11 protein-coding genes are annotated in these 13,914 nt (G+C 74.2%); 2 read left to right on the top strand and 9 right to left on the bottom strand.

What is annotated here, in order from left to right:
• Positions 1 to 31: 31 nt before the first annotated feature.
• The 6 genes from ACFVTF_RS12900 to ACFVTF_RS12875 all read right to left on the bottom strand — a co-directional run bounded on the left by ACFVTF_RS12900 (position 32) and on the right by ACFVTF_RS12875 (position 6,238).
• Positions 32 to 1,303 (bottom strand): glutamate synthase-related protein, encoded by a 1,272-nt coding sequence (locus ACFVTF_RS12900; RefSeq protein ID WP_387812874.1) that lies wholly within the window; start codon positions 1,301 to 1,303, stop codon positions 32 to 34.
• A complete protein-coding gene (locus ACFVTF_RS12895; protein ID WP_371521528.1) occupies positions 1,300 to 2,292 on the bottom strand; it encodes an asparagine synthetase A in 993 nt (330 codons plus the stop codon). The genes ACFVTF_RS12900 and ACFVTF_RS12895 overlap by 4 nt, the downstream gene beginning before the upstream one ends.
• A gap of 109 nt (positions 2,293 to 2,401) precedes the next feature.
• Entirely contained in the window at positions 2,402 to 3,703 is a 1,302-nt protein-coding gene (locus ACFVTF_RS12890) for a methylaspartate mutase (protein ID WP_387812871.1), read from the bottom strand.
• Entirely contained in the window at positions 3,700 to 4,101 is a 402-nt protein-coding gene (locus ACFVTF_RS12885) for a cobalamin B12-binding domain-containing protein (protein WP_371521524.1), read from the bottom strand. Before ACFVTF_RS12885 ends, ACFVTF_RS12890 begins: the two co-directional genes overlap by 4 nt.
• Before the next feature lie 246 nt (positions 4,102 to 4,347).
• Positions 4,348 to 5,643: a helix-turn-helix domain-containing protein gene (locus ACFVTF_RS12880; protein ID WP_387812869.1), complete on the bottom strand. Its 1,296-nt coding sequence runs from the start codon at positions 5,641 to 5,643 to the stop codon at positions 4,348 to 4,350.
• Between the two features lie 220 nt (positions 5,644 to 5,863).
• Positions 5,864 to 6,238 (bottom strand): MerR family transcriptional regulator, encoded by a 375-nt coding sequence (locus ACFVTF_RS12875; RefSeq protein ID WP_371522981.1) that lies wholly within the window; start codon positions 6,236 to 6,238, stop codon positions 5,864 to 5,866.
• 120 nt (positions 6,239 to 6,358) lie between these two features.
• Here ACFVTF_RS12875 and ACFVTF_RS12870 point away from each other — a divergent pair, with 120 nt between their 5' ends.
• Positions 6,359 to 7,471 carry an alkene reductase gene (locus ACFVTF_RS12870; protein WP_387812866.1) on the top strand — a complete coding sequence of 371 codons (1,113 nt, stop codon included), beginning with the start codon at positions 6,359 to 6,361 and terminating at the stop codon, positions 7,469 to 7,471.
• A 47-nt stretch (positions 7,472 to 7,518) separates the two neighbouring features.
• Here ACFVTF_RS12870 and ACFVTF_RS12865 read toward each other — a convergent pair whose 3' ends face one another.
• The 3 genes from ACFVTF_RS12865 to ACFVTF_RS12855 form a co-directional block, all read right to left on the bottom strand.
• On the bottom strand, positions 7,519 to 7,980 hold the full coding sequence (locus ACFVTF_RS12865) for a MarR family winged helix-turn-helix transcriptional regulator (RefSeq protein WP_387812863.1): 462 nt from the start codon (positions 7,978 to 7,980) through the stop codon (positions 7,519 to 7,521).
• Positions 7,980 to 9,494 (bottom strand): MFS transporter, encoded by a 1,515-nt coding sequence (locus ACFVTF_RS12860; RefSeq protein ID WP_387812861.1) that lies wholly within the window; start codon positions 9,492 to 9,494, stop codon positions 7,980 to 7,982. Before ACFVTF_RS12860 ends, ACFVTF_RS12865 begins: the two co-directional genes overlap by 1 nt.
• Positions 9,495 to 9,658: 164 nt before the next feature.
• Entirely contained in the window at positions 9,659 to 10,324 is a 666-nt protein-coding gene (locus tag ACFVTF_RS12855; RefSeq protein WP_387812858.1) for a LuxR C-terminal-related transcriptional regulator, read from the bottom strand.
• 174 nt (positions 10,325 to 10,498) lie between these two features.
• Between ACFVTF_RS12855 and ACFVTF_RS12850 the strand changes: the two genes are divergently transcribed.
• Positions 10,499 to 13,837: a cytochrome P450 gene (locus tag ACFVTF_RS12850; RefSeq protein ID WP_387812856.1), complete on the top strand. Its 3,339-nt coding sequence runs from the start codon at positions 10,499 to 10,501 to the stop codon at positions 13,835 to 13,837.
• Positions 13,838 to 13,914 lie beyond the last annotated feature (77 nt).

Genomic DNA, 13,914 nt, shown 5'->3' with positions numbered 1-13,914 from the left:
TGCCGCAGGAATGGTCCCGGGCAGGCCGGGGCTACCGGCCGGCGGTGATTCCGTATTCCTCGGGGGACCAGACGTCCTCCCGGTCCAGGGCCTGCGGCGCGTACTTTCCGAGCGCACTGATCAGCAGTCGGAGTTCCAGCGCCAGACAGTCCACGAAACGGCGGAGCCCGGATTCCCGGTCCTCCGCCACGGCGAGCAGCGCCGCCCGCCCGAGGCCCACCGCGCGGGCCCCCAGGGCCAGGCTCTTGACCGCTCTGGCGCCTTCCCAGATCCGCCCGGAGACCAGCAGCGAGGGCGGCGGCGCGACCGCCAGCCGGCGCAGGCACTCCGCGAGCGGCAGTCCGACGTGCGGCAGGAACACCCCGGGCGCCCAGCCGGTTCCGCCTTCGGCGCCGTCCACCACGACGGCGTCCGCCCCGGCCTCGTGCGCCACCCGGGCGGCCTCGGCCACGTCCCGGCCGGGGTAGAGCTTCACCCAGATCCGCACCCGCGGATAGTTGTTGCGCATCAGCCGGATCTGCTGGCGCAGGATCTCCGCGGTGAAGGTGCCCGGGGTGGCGGCGCGCAGCACCCGCCCGTCGCCGAACAACGGGTCCAGCCCGAAGCGGTCGCCCAGTGCGGCGGCGGCCTCGGCCTCCAGCACGGTCATGCCGCCCAGGCCCGGTTTGGCGCCCTGGCCGACCTTCAACTCGAAGGCCAGCCGTCCGGATTCCAGCAGGGGCAGGGCGGCCGGGTCGCTGTGGACGAGGTTCCACACCTCGGCGTCGGCGTCCTCGGTGCTCTGCTGGACGGCCACGCCGCCGAGGCCGTCCGGGAGTTCCTCGGTGTAGGCGCGCAGCCGGCCGAGCAGCGTGCGGTCGGCCGCCTCGCCGAGCCGGCCGTAGCCGTTGACCGGCACCACGTTCTCGCCGATCACCATCGGGATGCCGAGCGCCCCGGCCTGCCGGCTCAGCGCCAGCCCGAGGTCACCGCCGGCGGCCCGGGTGGAGCCGGTGGCGGAGACGTACACCGGCAGCGCGGAGGCGAACCCGCCGATGGCGGTGGCCAGTTCGACGTCCCGGTAGTCGGGCTCGCGGCCGAGGTCGATCAGCTTGGCCAGCCGCTGCGGCAGGAACAGCGGCGGGACGATCCGCAGCGCGTCCAGGGCGTCCGACGGCGCCGCCCGGTCCGCCGCCCCCGGCCGGCCGGCGCCGAACAGCACGTGTCCGTACTCCTCGGCGGGCGGGAAGGCGGCGGCCGCCCCGGCGCGGGCCCGGTTCCGGACCTCCTCCTCCGGGAATCCCGGCGCGCTGAGGTCGCTCACGGGGACACCACCCCGGCGATCTTCGGGAAGGCGCTGGCCTGCCAGACGGCGTCCAGCCCGGCGACGTACCGGGTGAGCCGCTCGACCCCGATGCCGAAGCCCGCGCTGGCCGGCACGCCCTCGCGCACCAGGTCCAGGTACCAGCGGTACTTCTGCGGGTTCTCGCCGGTCTCCCGCATCCGGGTGACGATCTCCGCGTAGTCGTTGGTGCGCTGGCTTCCGCTGCACAGCTCGCCGTAGCCCTCGGGCGCCAGCAGGTCGAAGTTGCGCAGCAGGCCCGGGTCGTCGGGGTGCTCGCGGTCGTAGAAGCCGCGCGAGCCCTTCGGGTAGTCGGTGACGAAGAACGGCCGGTCCCGGCGGGCCGACAGCAACGCCTCGCCCTCCCAGTCGAGTTCGGCCTCGGGGCTCTGCGGGTGCCCGATGCCCTGGAGTTCGGCGACCGCCTCGGCGTGCCGGATGCGGCCGAAGGAGCCCTGCAGCAGTTCGGCGAAGGCCTGCGGATCCCGGCCGAGTTCGGCGAACTCCTTGGGCAGCGCGCGGACGGTGCTGTCGACCATGTGCACCACCAGGTCCTCGGCCAGCTGGACGACGTCGTCCCGGCTCGCGCCGGCGACCTCCACGTCCAGCTGGTGGAACTCGGCGAGGTGGCGGCTCGTCCCGGCGGTCTCCAGCGGTTCCAGGCGGACGTTCGGGGCGATGCAGAAGATCTTGTCGAAGGCGAGCAGCGAGGCCTGCTTGTACAGGATCGCGCTGGTCATCAGCTTGTAGCGGTGGCCGTAGAAGTCGATGTCCACCTGCTTGGAGCCGCGCGCACCGGGATCGGTGACCGGGCCGATGATCGGCGGCAGCAGTTCGGTGAAGCCCCGGCCGCGCAGGAACTCGCGGGCCGCGGTGAGCAGGTGCTGCTGGATCCGGAGCGCGCTGCGGGTGGCCGGCGCGGTCAGGTGCCGGCCCGGGTCGGTCGGCGGCAGGAGCGTGGGGTCGGACATGGTCGGGTCCTCTTCTCTCGTTCTCTCGTGGAGCGTGGAGCGTGGTTTCTCACCCGGCGGCTCACCCGGCCTCTCACCGGACTTCTCACCGGGCCTCCCACCGGGCGTCTCACCGGGAGGCGGGCAGGCCCCGGGGTGCGGGTTCGGGTGCGGGTGCGGGCGAGCGTTCGGCCCGCTCGTCGTAGCGCTGCTGGACCTGGGAGAGCGCGGCCAGCAGCCCGGCCGAGCCGAGGATCGGCGCCCGGCCGCCCTCGGCGGGCCCGCCGATCGGCATCGAGCCGACGGCGGACCACAGCAGCCGTCCGTCCGGGCCGATCGAGCTGCGCGTCCGCCCGGCGTTGTCGGGGTGCAGGCAGTACGGCACGTCCAGGTAGCCGGCCGCGAACGCCCGCACCAGGGCCCGCCCGACGTCGGAGTCCAGGTCGAGCACCGCGCCGATCAGCGCCCTGGCCTCGGCCTCGATCCCGGTGTCCGGCGGGGCGGCGGGCCGGGGGCGGGCGCGTTCCGCGGTGGCGGCCGCGGCGGCGGTCTCCAGCGCCCGGACGTTCTCGGCGACGGTCGGGATGCGGTGCGCCTCGGCCGTGGTCTTGACGATCAGCCGGGCGGCGCCGCCGCGCACCGCGAGCCGCGCGGCGTCCTCCAGCAGCAGCCGGGCGCCGCCGGGCGAGCGCGGGTACACGCCCATGTACGCGTACACCACGAGGTGGTGGTCGACGTCCGCGAGCAGTTCGCCCGCGATCCGGCCGAGCGCGGCCAGCGCCTCCTCGTCCTGGCGGGCGTTGGCCTGCTGGGCGTAGCTGAGCGAGATGCTGCGCAGCCCGTGCTGGCGGAAGAACAGCGCCTCCAGGACGCTGATGGCGATCAGCAGCGAGGGCGGGCAGAGCTGGCCCATCATGCAGCCGCCGAACGTCTCCAGGTGCGGATCCGCACCGAACTCCCGCATGGACGACAGCAGTTCGCAGCTGCGTTGCCAGCGGGCCACCGCCTCGTGCAGCGGGGTGCGGCCGTACGGCAGGCAGTAGGAGACCGGCCCGCCCTCGGTGGCGTCCAGGCCGGCCGCCAGCAGCGCCCCGATGATGTGCTCCGGCGCGGCCGAGCCGTGCCGGACCTGCACCGGGAAGCCCGCGTCCGCCACCCCGGCCAGGACCGCCCGGGTGACCTCGACCGGGTGGGTGGCGATCGGGTAGCCGTTGAGTCCGGCCCCGGCGGCCAGCGCCCGCCGCGCGGCGTCGAGGTCGCCGGTGCGGGTGTAGCTGTCCAGGGTGATGGTGCCGACGGTGACGGCGGCCGCCGCCCGGGTGGCGAGCAGGCCCTCCCGCATGAGGGCCGCCTGCGCCATCCCCATCCGGGGCTGGACCACCAGTGCGCCGGCCTCCGCGGCCTGCGCCACGAACGCGCCGAAGCTCGTCACAGCAGGACCCGGGAGCGCAGTCCGTCGACGAACTCGCGGAACCCGGCCACCGCGGAGCCCTCCTCGAAGACCCGGTCGAAGCCGGCCGCCAGCAGTGTGCGCTCGCGGTCGGGGTCGTCGGTTCCGGCGATGCCGAGCTTGCCGCCGATGACCGTCGGGGTGCGCCGCAGTTCCGGGCAGGCGCGCAGGGCCGGGATCACCCGCAGCCCTTCCTGGTAGCCGTGCCCGTTGACGCTGCTGACCACGATCAGGTCCGGTTCGATCCGGCGGCATTCGGAGAGCAGCAGGGCGTCGGGGACGCACGCGCCCAGGTTCGTCACCCGGTGGCCCATTTCCTCCAGCAGCAGTTGCAGGAACACCAGGTTCCAGGTGTGCGAATCGGAGGCCGTCGTCGTCACGACGACGTCCAGTCTGTTCTCTTCGGCGTTTCCGTGCTCCACAGCCCAGCCCTCGTCGGTAGCGATCGTCGATGGAATTCCGCCGACGCCCCAGCCGGCGGCCCGGGAATTCCGGCGCGTATTCCGCGGCGGTCCAGCCCCACGGAGAACGCTAGGAACGATCGGGCCCGGCGACCGGCAGCTCGTGCGGCAAGATGCGGGCAAGAAGCGGCAGTATCGACACCCGGCCGGCCTGCCGCCGCGCGGTCAGCCCGCGACGGCGAGCAGTTGGACGTCCGCGGCCGGCGCGAACCGGTGCCCGGGCTCCTCCTGGAGGAGGCGGCGGCACACGTTGAGCACCGTGAAGCGCACCCCGTCGCGGGCGGTCACGCTGCGGATCAGTCCGCGCGACAGCAGTTCGTGCACCGTCGCCAGGCAGGTCTGCGGCGCCCAGCCGCTGCGGACCACCGCGTCCTCCCCCGACCAGTCGCCGGGCTCGTCCACGAGCACGTCCAGCAGGGCCCGCTGGCGTTCCGTCAACCGCTGGATCGCGGGCTCCACCTCGTCCCGGACGTCACCGCGCGTGCCGTACACCACCGGCGGTGCCGCCAGTGTGAACGGGCCGGCCGACAGCCGGGCCAGCAGCTGGGCGGTGGACTGCACCAGCGTCCACCCCGCCGCGCGCTCCAACGCCCCCGGCAGGCCGTCCAGGTGGCGGCAGAGCGCGGCCACGGCGGGGGCCTCGGAGCGCTCCAGGGTGTAGCCGGGGCGCAGCCGGCGCAGGTGCGAGAGCAGCAGCCGGACGGCGCCGATCTGCGCCAACGCCTCCGGGTCGGCGTCGAGTTCGGGGGCCGGTACGGGCAGCGGGGCGAGCGGGACGACCTGCCCGCCGGGCAGCGGCCAGGCCTCCCGGGCGGTGATCAGCACCCGCAGCCCGGGGCAGTGGTGGAACAGCCCGTCCAGCTGCCCGGCGTCGACCCCGCCGTCGGCGCCGTCCAGCACCAGCAGGGCGGGCCGGTCGCCGATGTCCCGGACGATGTCGTCCATCCGGCCGTGCCAGGGGGCCGAGTCACCGGAGCAGTCCACCCAGCGCACCGACCAGCAGGCGGCCAGGTGCAGGCGGCGGGCCACCTCCAGGGCGAGCCGGGTCTTGCCGACCCCGCCGAGCCCCACCAGCGAGACCAGCCGGTCCCCGTGCACGGCGAAGGCGTCGGACAGCACCTCGGCCTCCATCTCCCGGCCGACGATGGCTCCGCGCGCCACCGGCGGGGCGACCGGCGCCACGGCGGCCGGCTCGTCGGCGAGCGGGTGCCGGCGGGCGGCCTCCTCGAAGTCCGCCCGGCTGCGGCCCTCCAGCCGCAGCGCGTCCGCCAGCAGCCGGACGGTCTCGTTCCGCGGCCGTCTCACTCGGCCGCTCTCCATGTCCCGGATGGCCCGCACGCTCAGGGTGGCGTGATCGGCCAGGCACTGTTGGGTCAGGCCGATCCGCTCGCGCCGCACCCTCAACTGCTCTCCGAAGCCCGCCGCCGTCCTCACCGCTTGCACCCACTGCCCGCCGTCCATGCCTCGTCTGCCCTTCGTGGTCCGGACTCCTGATGGGGGTCGGGACCAGTGGCGGCATCAGCGCTGGGCACCCGCGCGGTCCGTGGTCCGACCGCGTGGGACCCGGTGGTCAGGCTGTGGCCTCCGAACCGGTCCCCTCCGGTTCCAGATGCTCCAGGCTCGCCGTCTACGCCCGATCAACGGCCGATCACCGGCCCCACCCACGACCTTCACGCGGGCCTCACAGCCTGTCGGCGGACTGCTCCTCGAGCGCGGCACGGGCCGTGTCCATCAGTTCGTCGAGCGCGTCACGGGTCCTGGCCATGTCCGCGATGTGCGCGTCGAGCTTCGCCCGTTCCTGCCCCATCCGTTCCAGCGCGGCCGCCGAGTGCTCCTCGCTGGGCGCGTCCACGCACGGCAGCAGTTCGGCGATGGCGCGGCTGGACAGCCCCGCCGCGAAGAGGCGCTGGATGAACAGCACCCGCGCCACCGCGCCGTCGACGTAGTGGCGCTGCCCGCTGGCGCTGCGGGTGCTGGCCAGCAGGCCCTGCCCCTCGTAGTAGCGCAGGGATCTGACGCTCACCCCGGCGCGTTCGGCGAGTTCTCCGATCCGCACGGGCACCTCCGGGTCGTGATCCACGTCACAGGACTTGCCTCTGACATCAATGTCAGGTTTTAGCGTAACGGAGGACGGGCCCGGGCACCGGGTCCGTGACTTCGACCGAAGGACCTCCCCATGACGACGTCCGCCACGTCCGCCCCGTCGAGCACCCTGCTCACCGGCTACCGGCTCGGCGAACTCACGCTGCCCAACCGGGTGGTGATGGCGCCGATGAGCCGGGTGCGCGCCACCGCCGACGGTCTGGCCACCGCCTCGATGGCCACCTACTACGCCCAGCGGGCCACCGCCGGACTGATCGTGGCCGAAGGCGTCCAGCCGAGCCTGATCGGCCAGTCGAACCCGGGCACGCCCGGCCTGTACACCGACGAGCAGACGGCCTCGTGGCGCCAGGTGACCGCCGCCGTGCACGCCAACGGCGGCCGGATCTTCGCCCAGCTGATGCACGGCGGCCGGGTCTCGCACCCGGACACCACGGGGCTCCAGCCGGTCGGCCCCTCGGCCGTCCCCGCCACCGGCGACGTGTTCACCCCGAGCGGTCCGCAGCCCGCTCCGGTCCCCCGGGCCCTGGAGACCGGCGAGGTCCCCGAACACGCCCGCTCCTACGCCGAGGCCGCCCGCCGCGCCGTCGACGCGGGCTTCGACGGGGTGGAACTGCACGGCGCCAACGGCTACCTGATCTCGCAGTTCCTCTCCTCCAACGCCAACCTGCGCACCGACCTCTACGGCGGCCCGGTGCGCAACCGGATCCGCTTCGCCGTCGAAGCCGCCACCGCCACCGTCGAGGCCGTCGGCGCCGCCAGGACCGGGATCCGCCTCTCCCCCGGCGGCACCTTCTGGGGCGTGGCGGAGGAGGACGTCCTGGAGCTCTACACCGCCCTGCTCGGCGAACTCGCCGGCCTCGGACTCGCCTACGTCCACCTGGAGGCGACGACGGACGAGCCGACCCTGCTCGCCCTGCGCCGCGCCTGGCCGGGCACGCTCATCATGAATCCGGTGCTTCCGCTGGGCCCCAAGCAGACCGACCGCGAGGCGGCGGACCACTGGCTCGGCCTCGGCGCCGAGCTGATCAGCTTCGGCCGTGCCTTCCTCGCCAATCCCGACCTCGTCGAACGGCTGCGCACCGGCGCCCCGATCGCCCCGGCCGACGAAGCCACCTACTACCAGGGCGGGGACCGGGGCTACCTGACCTACTCGGCCTACCAGCACACGGTCGACCCGCGGCCGTAGCCGCCACCCGCCCGAGGCCGCCGCGGCGGCGCCCCGCCCCGGGAGGTTCAGTCCAGGAGCTTCGCCAGGACGCGGTCGAGCGCCTGGATGTCCTCCGGGGGCAGGGCGAGCAGGTCGTCGGGCGGGGTGGTGAGGATCCTGGCGGCAAGGGCGGCCTTCGCCTGGCCCTCCTCGGTCAGATGGACCAGCTTGGACCGGCGATCGGCGGGATTGGTGACGCGTTCGGCGAGGCCGCGCCGCACCAGGTCGTCGACGATGACGGTGGTGTAGGGCGGGTCGCTGCCCAGCCGCTCGGCCAGGTCCCGCAGGGTGATCGGGTCGGCGCCGAGGCGGCGCAGCGCCCTGACCCGGCTGAAGCTCATGCCGAGCGCTTCGGCGACGGTCTTGCGGCGGTCGTAGCGCTCCAGGACGAGCGCGTTCAGCCCCTGCCAGACCCTGGTCGCCGTCCTGGTGGCGGCCTCGTCCGCCTCGTCCCCGTCGCGGTGCTCGCCGGTGTGCGGGCGGTCCATCAGGTGTTCACCGTCTCCTTCGTCTCCTTCGTCCCACTCGCCCCCGGCACCTCCGGCGTCCCCGGCACCTCCGGCGTCCCCGGCGCCCCCGGCGTCTCCTCGGCGGCGAGCCGCTCCGCCGTGCGCAGGGCCGTCTCCCGGGCCCAGCGGCCGGAAGTGAGCGTACCCGTGACCAGCACGGCGGCGCCGCAGCCGGCGATGATCCACCACGCCGTCCGCCCGGCGTCGGTGAAGGCCGCCGTGTGCGCGTACGCGCCGCCCGCCATCAGGGCGCCGACGACGGCCACGCCGAGGGACTGGCCGATCTGCCGGCTGGTGGAGGCCACCGCGGCCGCGACGCCGGCCTGCGAACGGGGCATGCCCGACACGGCGGTGTTGGTGATGGGCGCGTTGACCAGGCCGAAGCCGGTGCCGAAGAGCAGGTACGCGACGACCAGCACGGCCGTCGGAAGGTGCTCGGAGTAGGTGAGCGCCTGGAGCACGGCGCTCGCGCACAGGGCCGTCCCGGCGAGGAGCAGGGGGACGCGCGGCCCCCGGGAGGCCACCATGCGGCCGGACACCGGTGCGGTCAGCAGCGCCATCACCGCCATCGGCAGCATGAACAGTCCGGCGTGCAGCGGGGTGAGTCCGCGCACGTTCTGCAGGTAGAGGGAGCTGACGAACAGGAACCCGCCCAGGGAGGCGAAGGCGGCGACCGCGATCACGGTGGCGCCCGCGAACGGCGCGGAGCGGAAGAACCGCAGCTCGATCAGCGGGTCGGTGCGCCTGGGCTCGTACCAGAGCAGGCCCAGCAGCGCGCCCAGCGCCGCCGCCGCGCAGCCGACGACGAGCGGCGAGGTCCAGCCGCGCTCCGGCGACTCGATGATCGCGTACGTGAGCGTGGTGAGCAGGACGATGACGAGCACCTGGCCGACCGGATCCACCCGGCGGGGCCGCGGGGCCCGCGATTCCGGCACGTACCTGCGGGTCAGGAACAGCGCGGCCAGGCCGATCGGCACGTTGATCCAGAAGACGGCCCGCCAGCCGGCCGACTCGACCAGGGCGCCGCCGACGATCGGCCCGGCGGCCATGCTGATGCCCACGACGCCGCTCCACACGCCGATGGCGCGGGCGCGCTGCCGGGAGTCGGTGAAGGTGTTGCTGATGATCGACATGGCGACGGGGTTCAGCATCGATCCGCCGACCGCCTGGAGCATCCGTGCGACGACGAGCCAGCCGAGCCCGGGGGCCAGGCTGCACAGCAGGGAGGCCGCGGTGAAGACCACCAGCCCGATCTGGAAGACCCGGCGGCGGCCCACCCGGTCGGCGGTGGAGCCGGAGAGCATCAACAGGCTGGCCAGCACCAGCGTGTAGGCATCGACCGTCCACTGCAGCCCGGACACCGAGGTGTGCAGGTCGCGCTGGATGGCGGGCAGGGCGACGTTCAGGATCGTGTTGTCGAGGCTGACGATCAGCAGGCTCATGCAGCAGATGGCGAGCACGAGCCAGGGCCGTCGTGGGGCGGCGTCCGGCATGGTGGGGGCTCCACAAGTATTTGTATTGTTGAAATCATTGTGAGCATATAACTAAATCACCGAACAGCCCAGCCCCGGACAGCCCCGGCCCACCCATCCCGGCCCCACCCATCCCGGCTCCTCACAGCCCGGCCCGGCCCGCGAGCCGCCCCCGCCCGCCCCCGTCACGGGCGGGGGGCCGGCTCCGGAGGCCAGGCGCCGGCGGCCAGGACGCCGGTGGCGTACGCGCGGGCGACCAGCGCGGTGCGGTTGGGCAGCTGCCAGCGGCGGGTGAGCCGGGCGAGGTGGTAGTTGACGCCGTCCGGGGTGAGGCCGATCTCCCGGCCGATCTGGGCGGTGGTGGCGCCGCGGGCGGCGGCGGCGAGGATCCGGGCCTCGATCGGGCTCACCTCGGGGCGGGGGGCAGGAGGCGGGGGGGCCGGCTCGGTACGGACGGGCAGCGAGAGCAGCAGGTTCGGGGCCTCCTCCGGGGTGTCGCCGACCAGGGCCACGGTCATCTCGCCGCTCCGCTCGGTCCCGTCGGCGGCCGACCAGGAGACCGGCGCCGGGTACTGCGAGCGCCGGTGCAGGCGGACGGCCTCGGCGAGCGCCGGTATCGTGGCGCTGTCCCGGAGGGTGAAGAACTCCAGGATCTTCCGGTTGCGCAACTGCCCGGGCAGCAGGCCGAATTCGGCGGCCATCGCCCGGTTGACGATCATGATCCGGCCGCTGAACTCGCACACCGCCAGCGCCACCGGCACGTGGTCGAGCAACCGCAGCGTCCGGTTGCGCCAGATGACGGCGAGGTCCTGCCAGCTCTCCGCGGTCGACTCGCAGTCGGTCAGTCTCATGCCCGGCCCCTCCCATGTACGGCTACCGCGTGCTGCAGATCTGACGGCCCGTTGACAAGTCTTTCGCGACCGCCGCTACTGCACAAACATGTAGTCCTCGGGCCCGGGTTCCCGCCCCGCTCGGGCGAGAGTGGAGGACGACGAGGTTTCTCCTGCCACGGAAGGCGACAACCCATGACCGAGACGATGACCCCGGCGGCAGCCGGGGCCGCGAATCCGGCCGGGGCCGGGCTCCCGCCCGAGACCCTGGTGCCCCGGCAGAGCACCGTCGGAGTGCCGCTGGTCGACATCTCGTCGGCGCCGCCGCTCGCCGCCCCCGTGCTGCGCACCATGGAACTGGCCCGGCAGCACGCCCCGGTCTTCGTCCAGCGCCTGCACGGACGGGACACCCTGATCGTCACCGGCCTGGACCTGGTCGAGGAGCTGGCCGACGAGGAGCGGTTCACCAAGTCGATCGGACCGGCCCTGGAGAACGTCCGCGCGTTCACCGGGGACGGCCTGTTCACGGCGTACAACGCGGAGCCGAACTGGGCCAGGGCGCACGACATCCTGATGCCCGCCTTCGCGCTCGGCTCGATGCGCACCTACCACCCGGTGATGCTGCGGGTGGCCCGCCGCCTGATCGAGTCCTGGGACGGCCGGTCGGCCGCCGGACTGGTGGTGGACGTGCCCGGCGACATGACCCGGATGACCCTGGACACCATCGGGCTGGCCGGGTTCGGCTTCGACTTCGGCTCCTTCGACCGGGAGGAGCCGCACCCCTTCGTCGAGGCGATGGTCCGCTCCCTGGACTGGGCGATGAACAAGCTCCTGCGCGACCCGGAACTCGACCACAGCGAGCGCGACGAGGCCGCCCAGGGCGACGCCCGGTACCTGGCCTCGGTGGTGGACGAGGTGATCGCCGCCCGCGCCGGCAGCCCCGAACAGGGCCCGGCCGAGGACCTGCTGGGCCTGATGCTCGACGCCGTGCACCCCGCCGACGGCAGCAGACTGGACGCCGAGAACATCCGCAACCAGGTGATCACCTTCCTGATCGCCGGCCACGAGACCACCTCGGGCGCGCTCTCCTTCGCCCTGTACTACCTCGTCAAGCACCCCGCCGTGCTCCGCGAGGTCCAGCGCGAGGTGGACGCGCTCTGGGGCGACCAGGCCGACCCGGAGCCCTCGTACGAGGACGTCGGCCGGCTCCGGTACACCCGGCAGGTGCTCAACGAGGCGCTGCGGCTGTGGCCGACGGCCCCCGCGTTCAGCCGCGAGGCCCGCGCGGACACCCTGCTCGGCGGCCGCATCCCGGTCCGCGCCGGGGAGCCGGTCCTGGTGGCCACGATGATGCTGCACCGCGACCCCGTCTGGGGCGACAACCCCGAGCTGTTCGACCCCTCCCGCTTCGACCCCGAGCCGGAGGCGGCCCGCTCACCGCACGCCTTCAAGCCTTTCGGCACCGGTGAACGCGCTTGCATCGGGCGGCAGTTCGCGCTGCACGAGGCGACCATGCTGCTCGGCATGCTGGTCCACCGCTACCGGCTGATCGACCACGCCGACTACCGGCTGACCATCAAGCAGACGCTCACCATCAAGCCCGACGACTTCACCCTCGCCCTCGCCCCGCGCACGCCCACGCCCCCGGCGGTGGTGGACGCGCCGGTCCGCGCCGCCGACCTGCCCGGGCGGGTCCGCCAGGGCACCGGCCTGCTGCTCCTGCACGGCTCCAACTACGGCGCCTGCCGGGAGTTCACCCGGCAGCTGGCCGACGTGGCGGCCGCGCTCGGCTGCGACACCGCCGTCGCCCCGCTGGACGCCTACGCGGACGGGCTGCCCACCGACCGGCCGGTGGTGATCACCGCCGCCTCGTACAACGGCCAGCCGACGGACGACGCGGCGGAGTTCGTCCGCCGGCTCCAGGCCGCGACCGCGCAGGCCGGGCAGGCCGGGCAGGCCGAGGGCGGCGAAGGCGCCGAGGGCGCGGCCGGGTTCGCGAAGGACGTCCGGTACGCGGTGCTCGGCATCGGCGACCGGACGTACGCCGCCACGTACCAGCGCGTGCCGACGCTGATCGACGAGGGCCTCGCCGCCCTGGGCGGCACCCGGCTGCTCGCCCGGGGCGCGGCCGACGCCTCCGGCGATCTGGCCGGGAAGGTGGCGGAGTTCACCACGGCGCTGAGCCGGACCCTGCTGGAGCGGTACGGCGACGCCGCTGCACCCGTCGTCGCCCCCGCCGCCGGCACCGCGCCCGCTCCCGCTCCCGCTCCCGCCGAGGCCGCCCCCCTGGAGACGTACACCGTGACCGAGCTGGCCGGCGGTTCGCTGGACGCCCTGGCCGCGAAGCGCCGCGTGATCGGACTGACCGTCACGGCGGTCGGCAGCCTCACCGACCCCGCCTACCCCCGGGTCAAGCGCCTGGTCCGGCTGGCCCTGCCGGAGGGCGTCGACTACCGCACCGCGGACCACGTCTCGGTGCTGCCGGCCAACGACCCGGCCCTGGTCGAGCGCGCCGCCAAGGTGTTCGGCGCCGACCCGGACACCCTGCTCGCCATCATGGCGAACCGGCGCACCATCCTGGCCGTGGACCGGCCGCTGACGGTTCGCGAACTGCTCACCCACCACGTCGAGTTGCAGGACCGACCGAACGCGGCCCAGCGCGCGACACTGGCCGACCTCAACCCCTGCCCGCCCGAGCGGGCCGCGCTGCGGGCGCTGCCCGAGGACGACCCGCGGACGCTGCTGGAGCTGGTCGAGGACCACCCAGCCCTGCGGGAGGTCCTGACCTGGCCGGTGCTGCTGGAACTGCTGCCGCCGATCCGGCCCCGGATGTACTCCATCTCCACGTCGCCGACCAGCGCCCCGCGCCACGTGGACCTGATGGTCTCCGTGCTCGACGCCCCGGCCCGCTCCGGCCGGGGCTCCTTCCGGGGTGTCGGCTCCGGCTACCTCGACCGGGTGGCCGTCGGGGACACCGTGCTGGCGCGCCTCCAGCCGTGCCGCGAGACGTTCCGGATCGACCACCGCGCCCCGGTGATCATGATCGCGGCCGGCACCGGCCTGGCGCCGTTCCGCGGCGCGGTCGCCGACCGCCGCGCCCTGCTCGCCGCCGCCACCCCCGACCGGGCCACCGCCACCGACCGGGCCACGGACGGGGAACTCGCCCCGGCCCTGCTCTACTTCGGCTGCGACGCGCCCGACGCCGACTACCTGCACCGCGACGAACTGCTCGCCGCCGAGCAGGCCGGCGCCGTCTCGATGCGCCCGGTCTTCAGCGAACAGCCCGTCGACGGCAGGCGCTTCGTCCAGGACCGCATCGCCGCCGAGGGCGCGGAGGTCTGGAACCTGCTCACCGCCGGCGCCGAGGTCTACGTGTGCGGCGACGGCGCCCGGATGGCCCCGGGTGTCCGCGCCGCCTTCCGCGAGCTCTACCTGAGCCGGACCCCCGGTGCCGACGAGGGCCAGGCCCAGGCATGGCTCCAGGGCCTGATCGACGAGCGCCGCTACGTCGAGGACGTCTACGCGGGCCGCTGAGCCCACCCGACCAGGAGGCCGGCCACACCCACCCGGGGTGTGGCCGGCCTCCTGCCGCACACATGTCTCCCAACTCC

It is taken from the genome of Kitasatospora sp. NPDC057940 (assembly GCF_042887425.1).
Classification (GTDB): Bacteria; Actinomycetota; Actinomycetes; order Streptomycetales; family Streptomycetaceae; genus Kitasatospora.
The sequence above is the reverse complement of the archived record's forward strand: the minus strand, read 5'-3'. Positions and strand labels throughout refer to the sequence as shown.

Coding starts and splice junctions, on each gene's coding strand:
- ACFVTF_RS12895 (WP_371521528.1), bottom strand. CDS start 2,292: ATGTCCGACCCCACGCTCCTGCCGCCGACCGACCCGGGCCGGCACCTG.
- ACFVTF_RS12880 (WP_387812869.1), bottom strand. CDS start 5,643: ATGGACGGCGGGCAGTGGGTGCAAGCGGTGAGGACGGCGGCGGGCTTC.
- ACFVTF_RS12870 (WP_387812866.1), top strand. CDS start 6,359: ATGACGACGTCCGCCACGTCCGCCCCGTCGAGCACCCTGCTCACCGGC.
- ACFVTF_RS12865 (WP_387812863.1), bottom strand. CDS start 7,980: ATGGACCGCCCGCACACCGGCGAGCACCGCGACGGGGACGAGGCGGAC.
- ACFVTF_RS12860 (WP_387812861.1), bottom strand. CDS start 9,494: ATGCCGGACGCCGCCCCACGACGGCCCTGGCTCGTGCTCGCCATCTGC.
- ACFVTF_RS12855 (WP_387812858.1), bottom strand. CDS start 10,324: ATGAGACTGACCGACTGCGAGTCGACCGCGGAGAGCTGGCAGGACCTC.
- ACFVTF_RS12850 (WP_387812856.1), top strand. CDS start 10,499: ATGACCGAGACGATGACCCCGGCGGCAGCCGGGGCCGCGAATCCGGCC.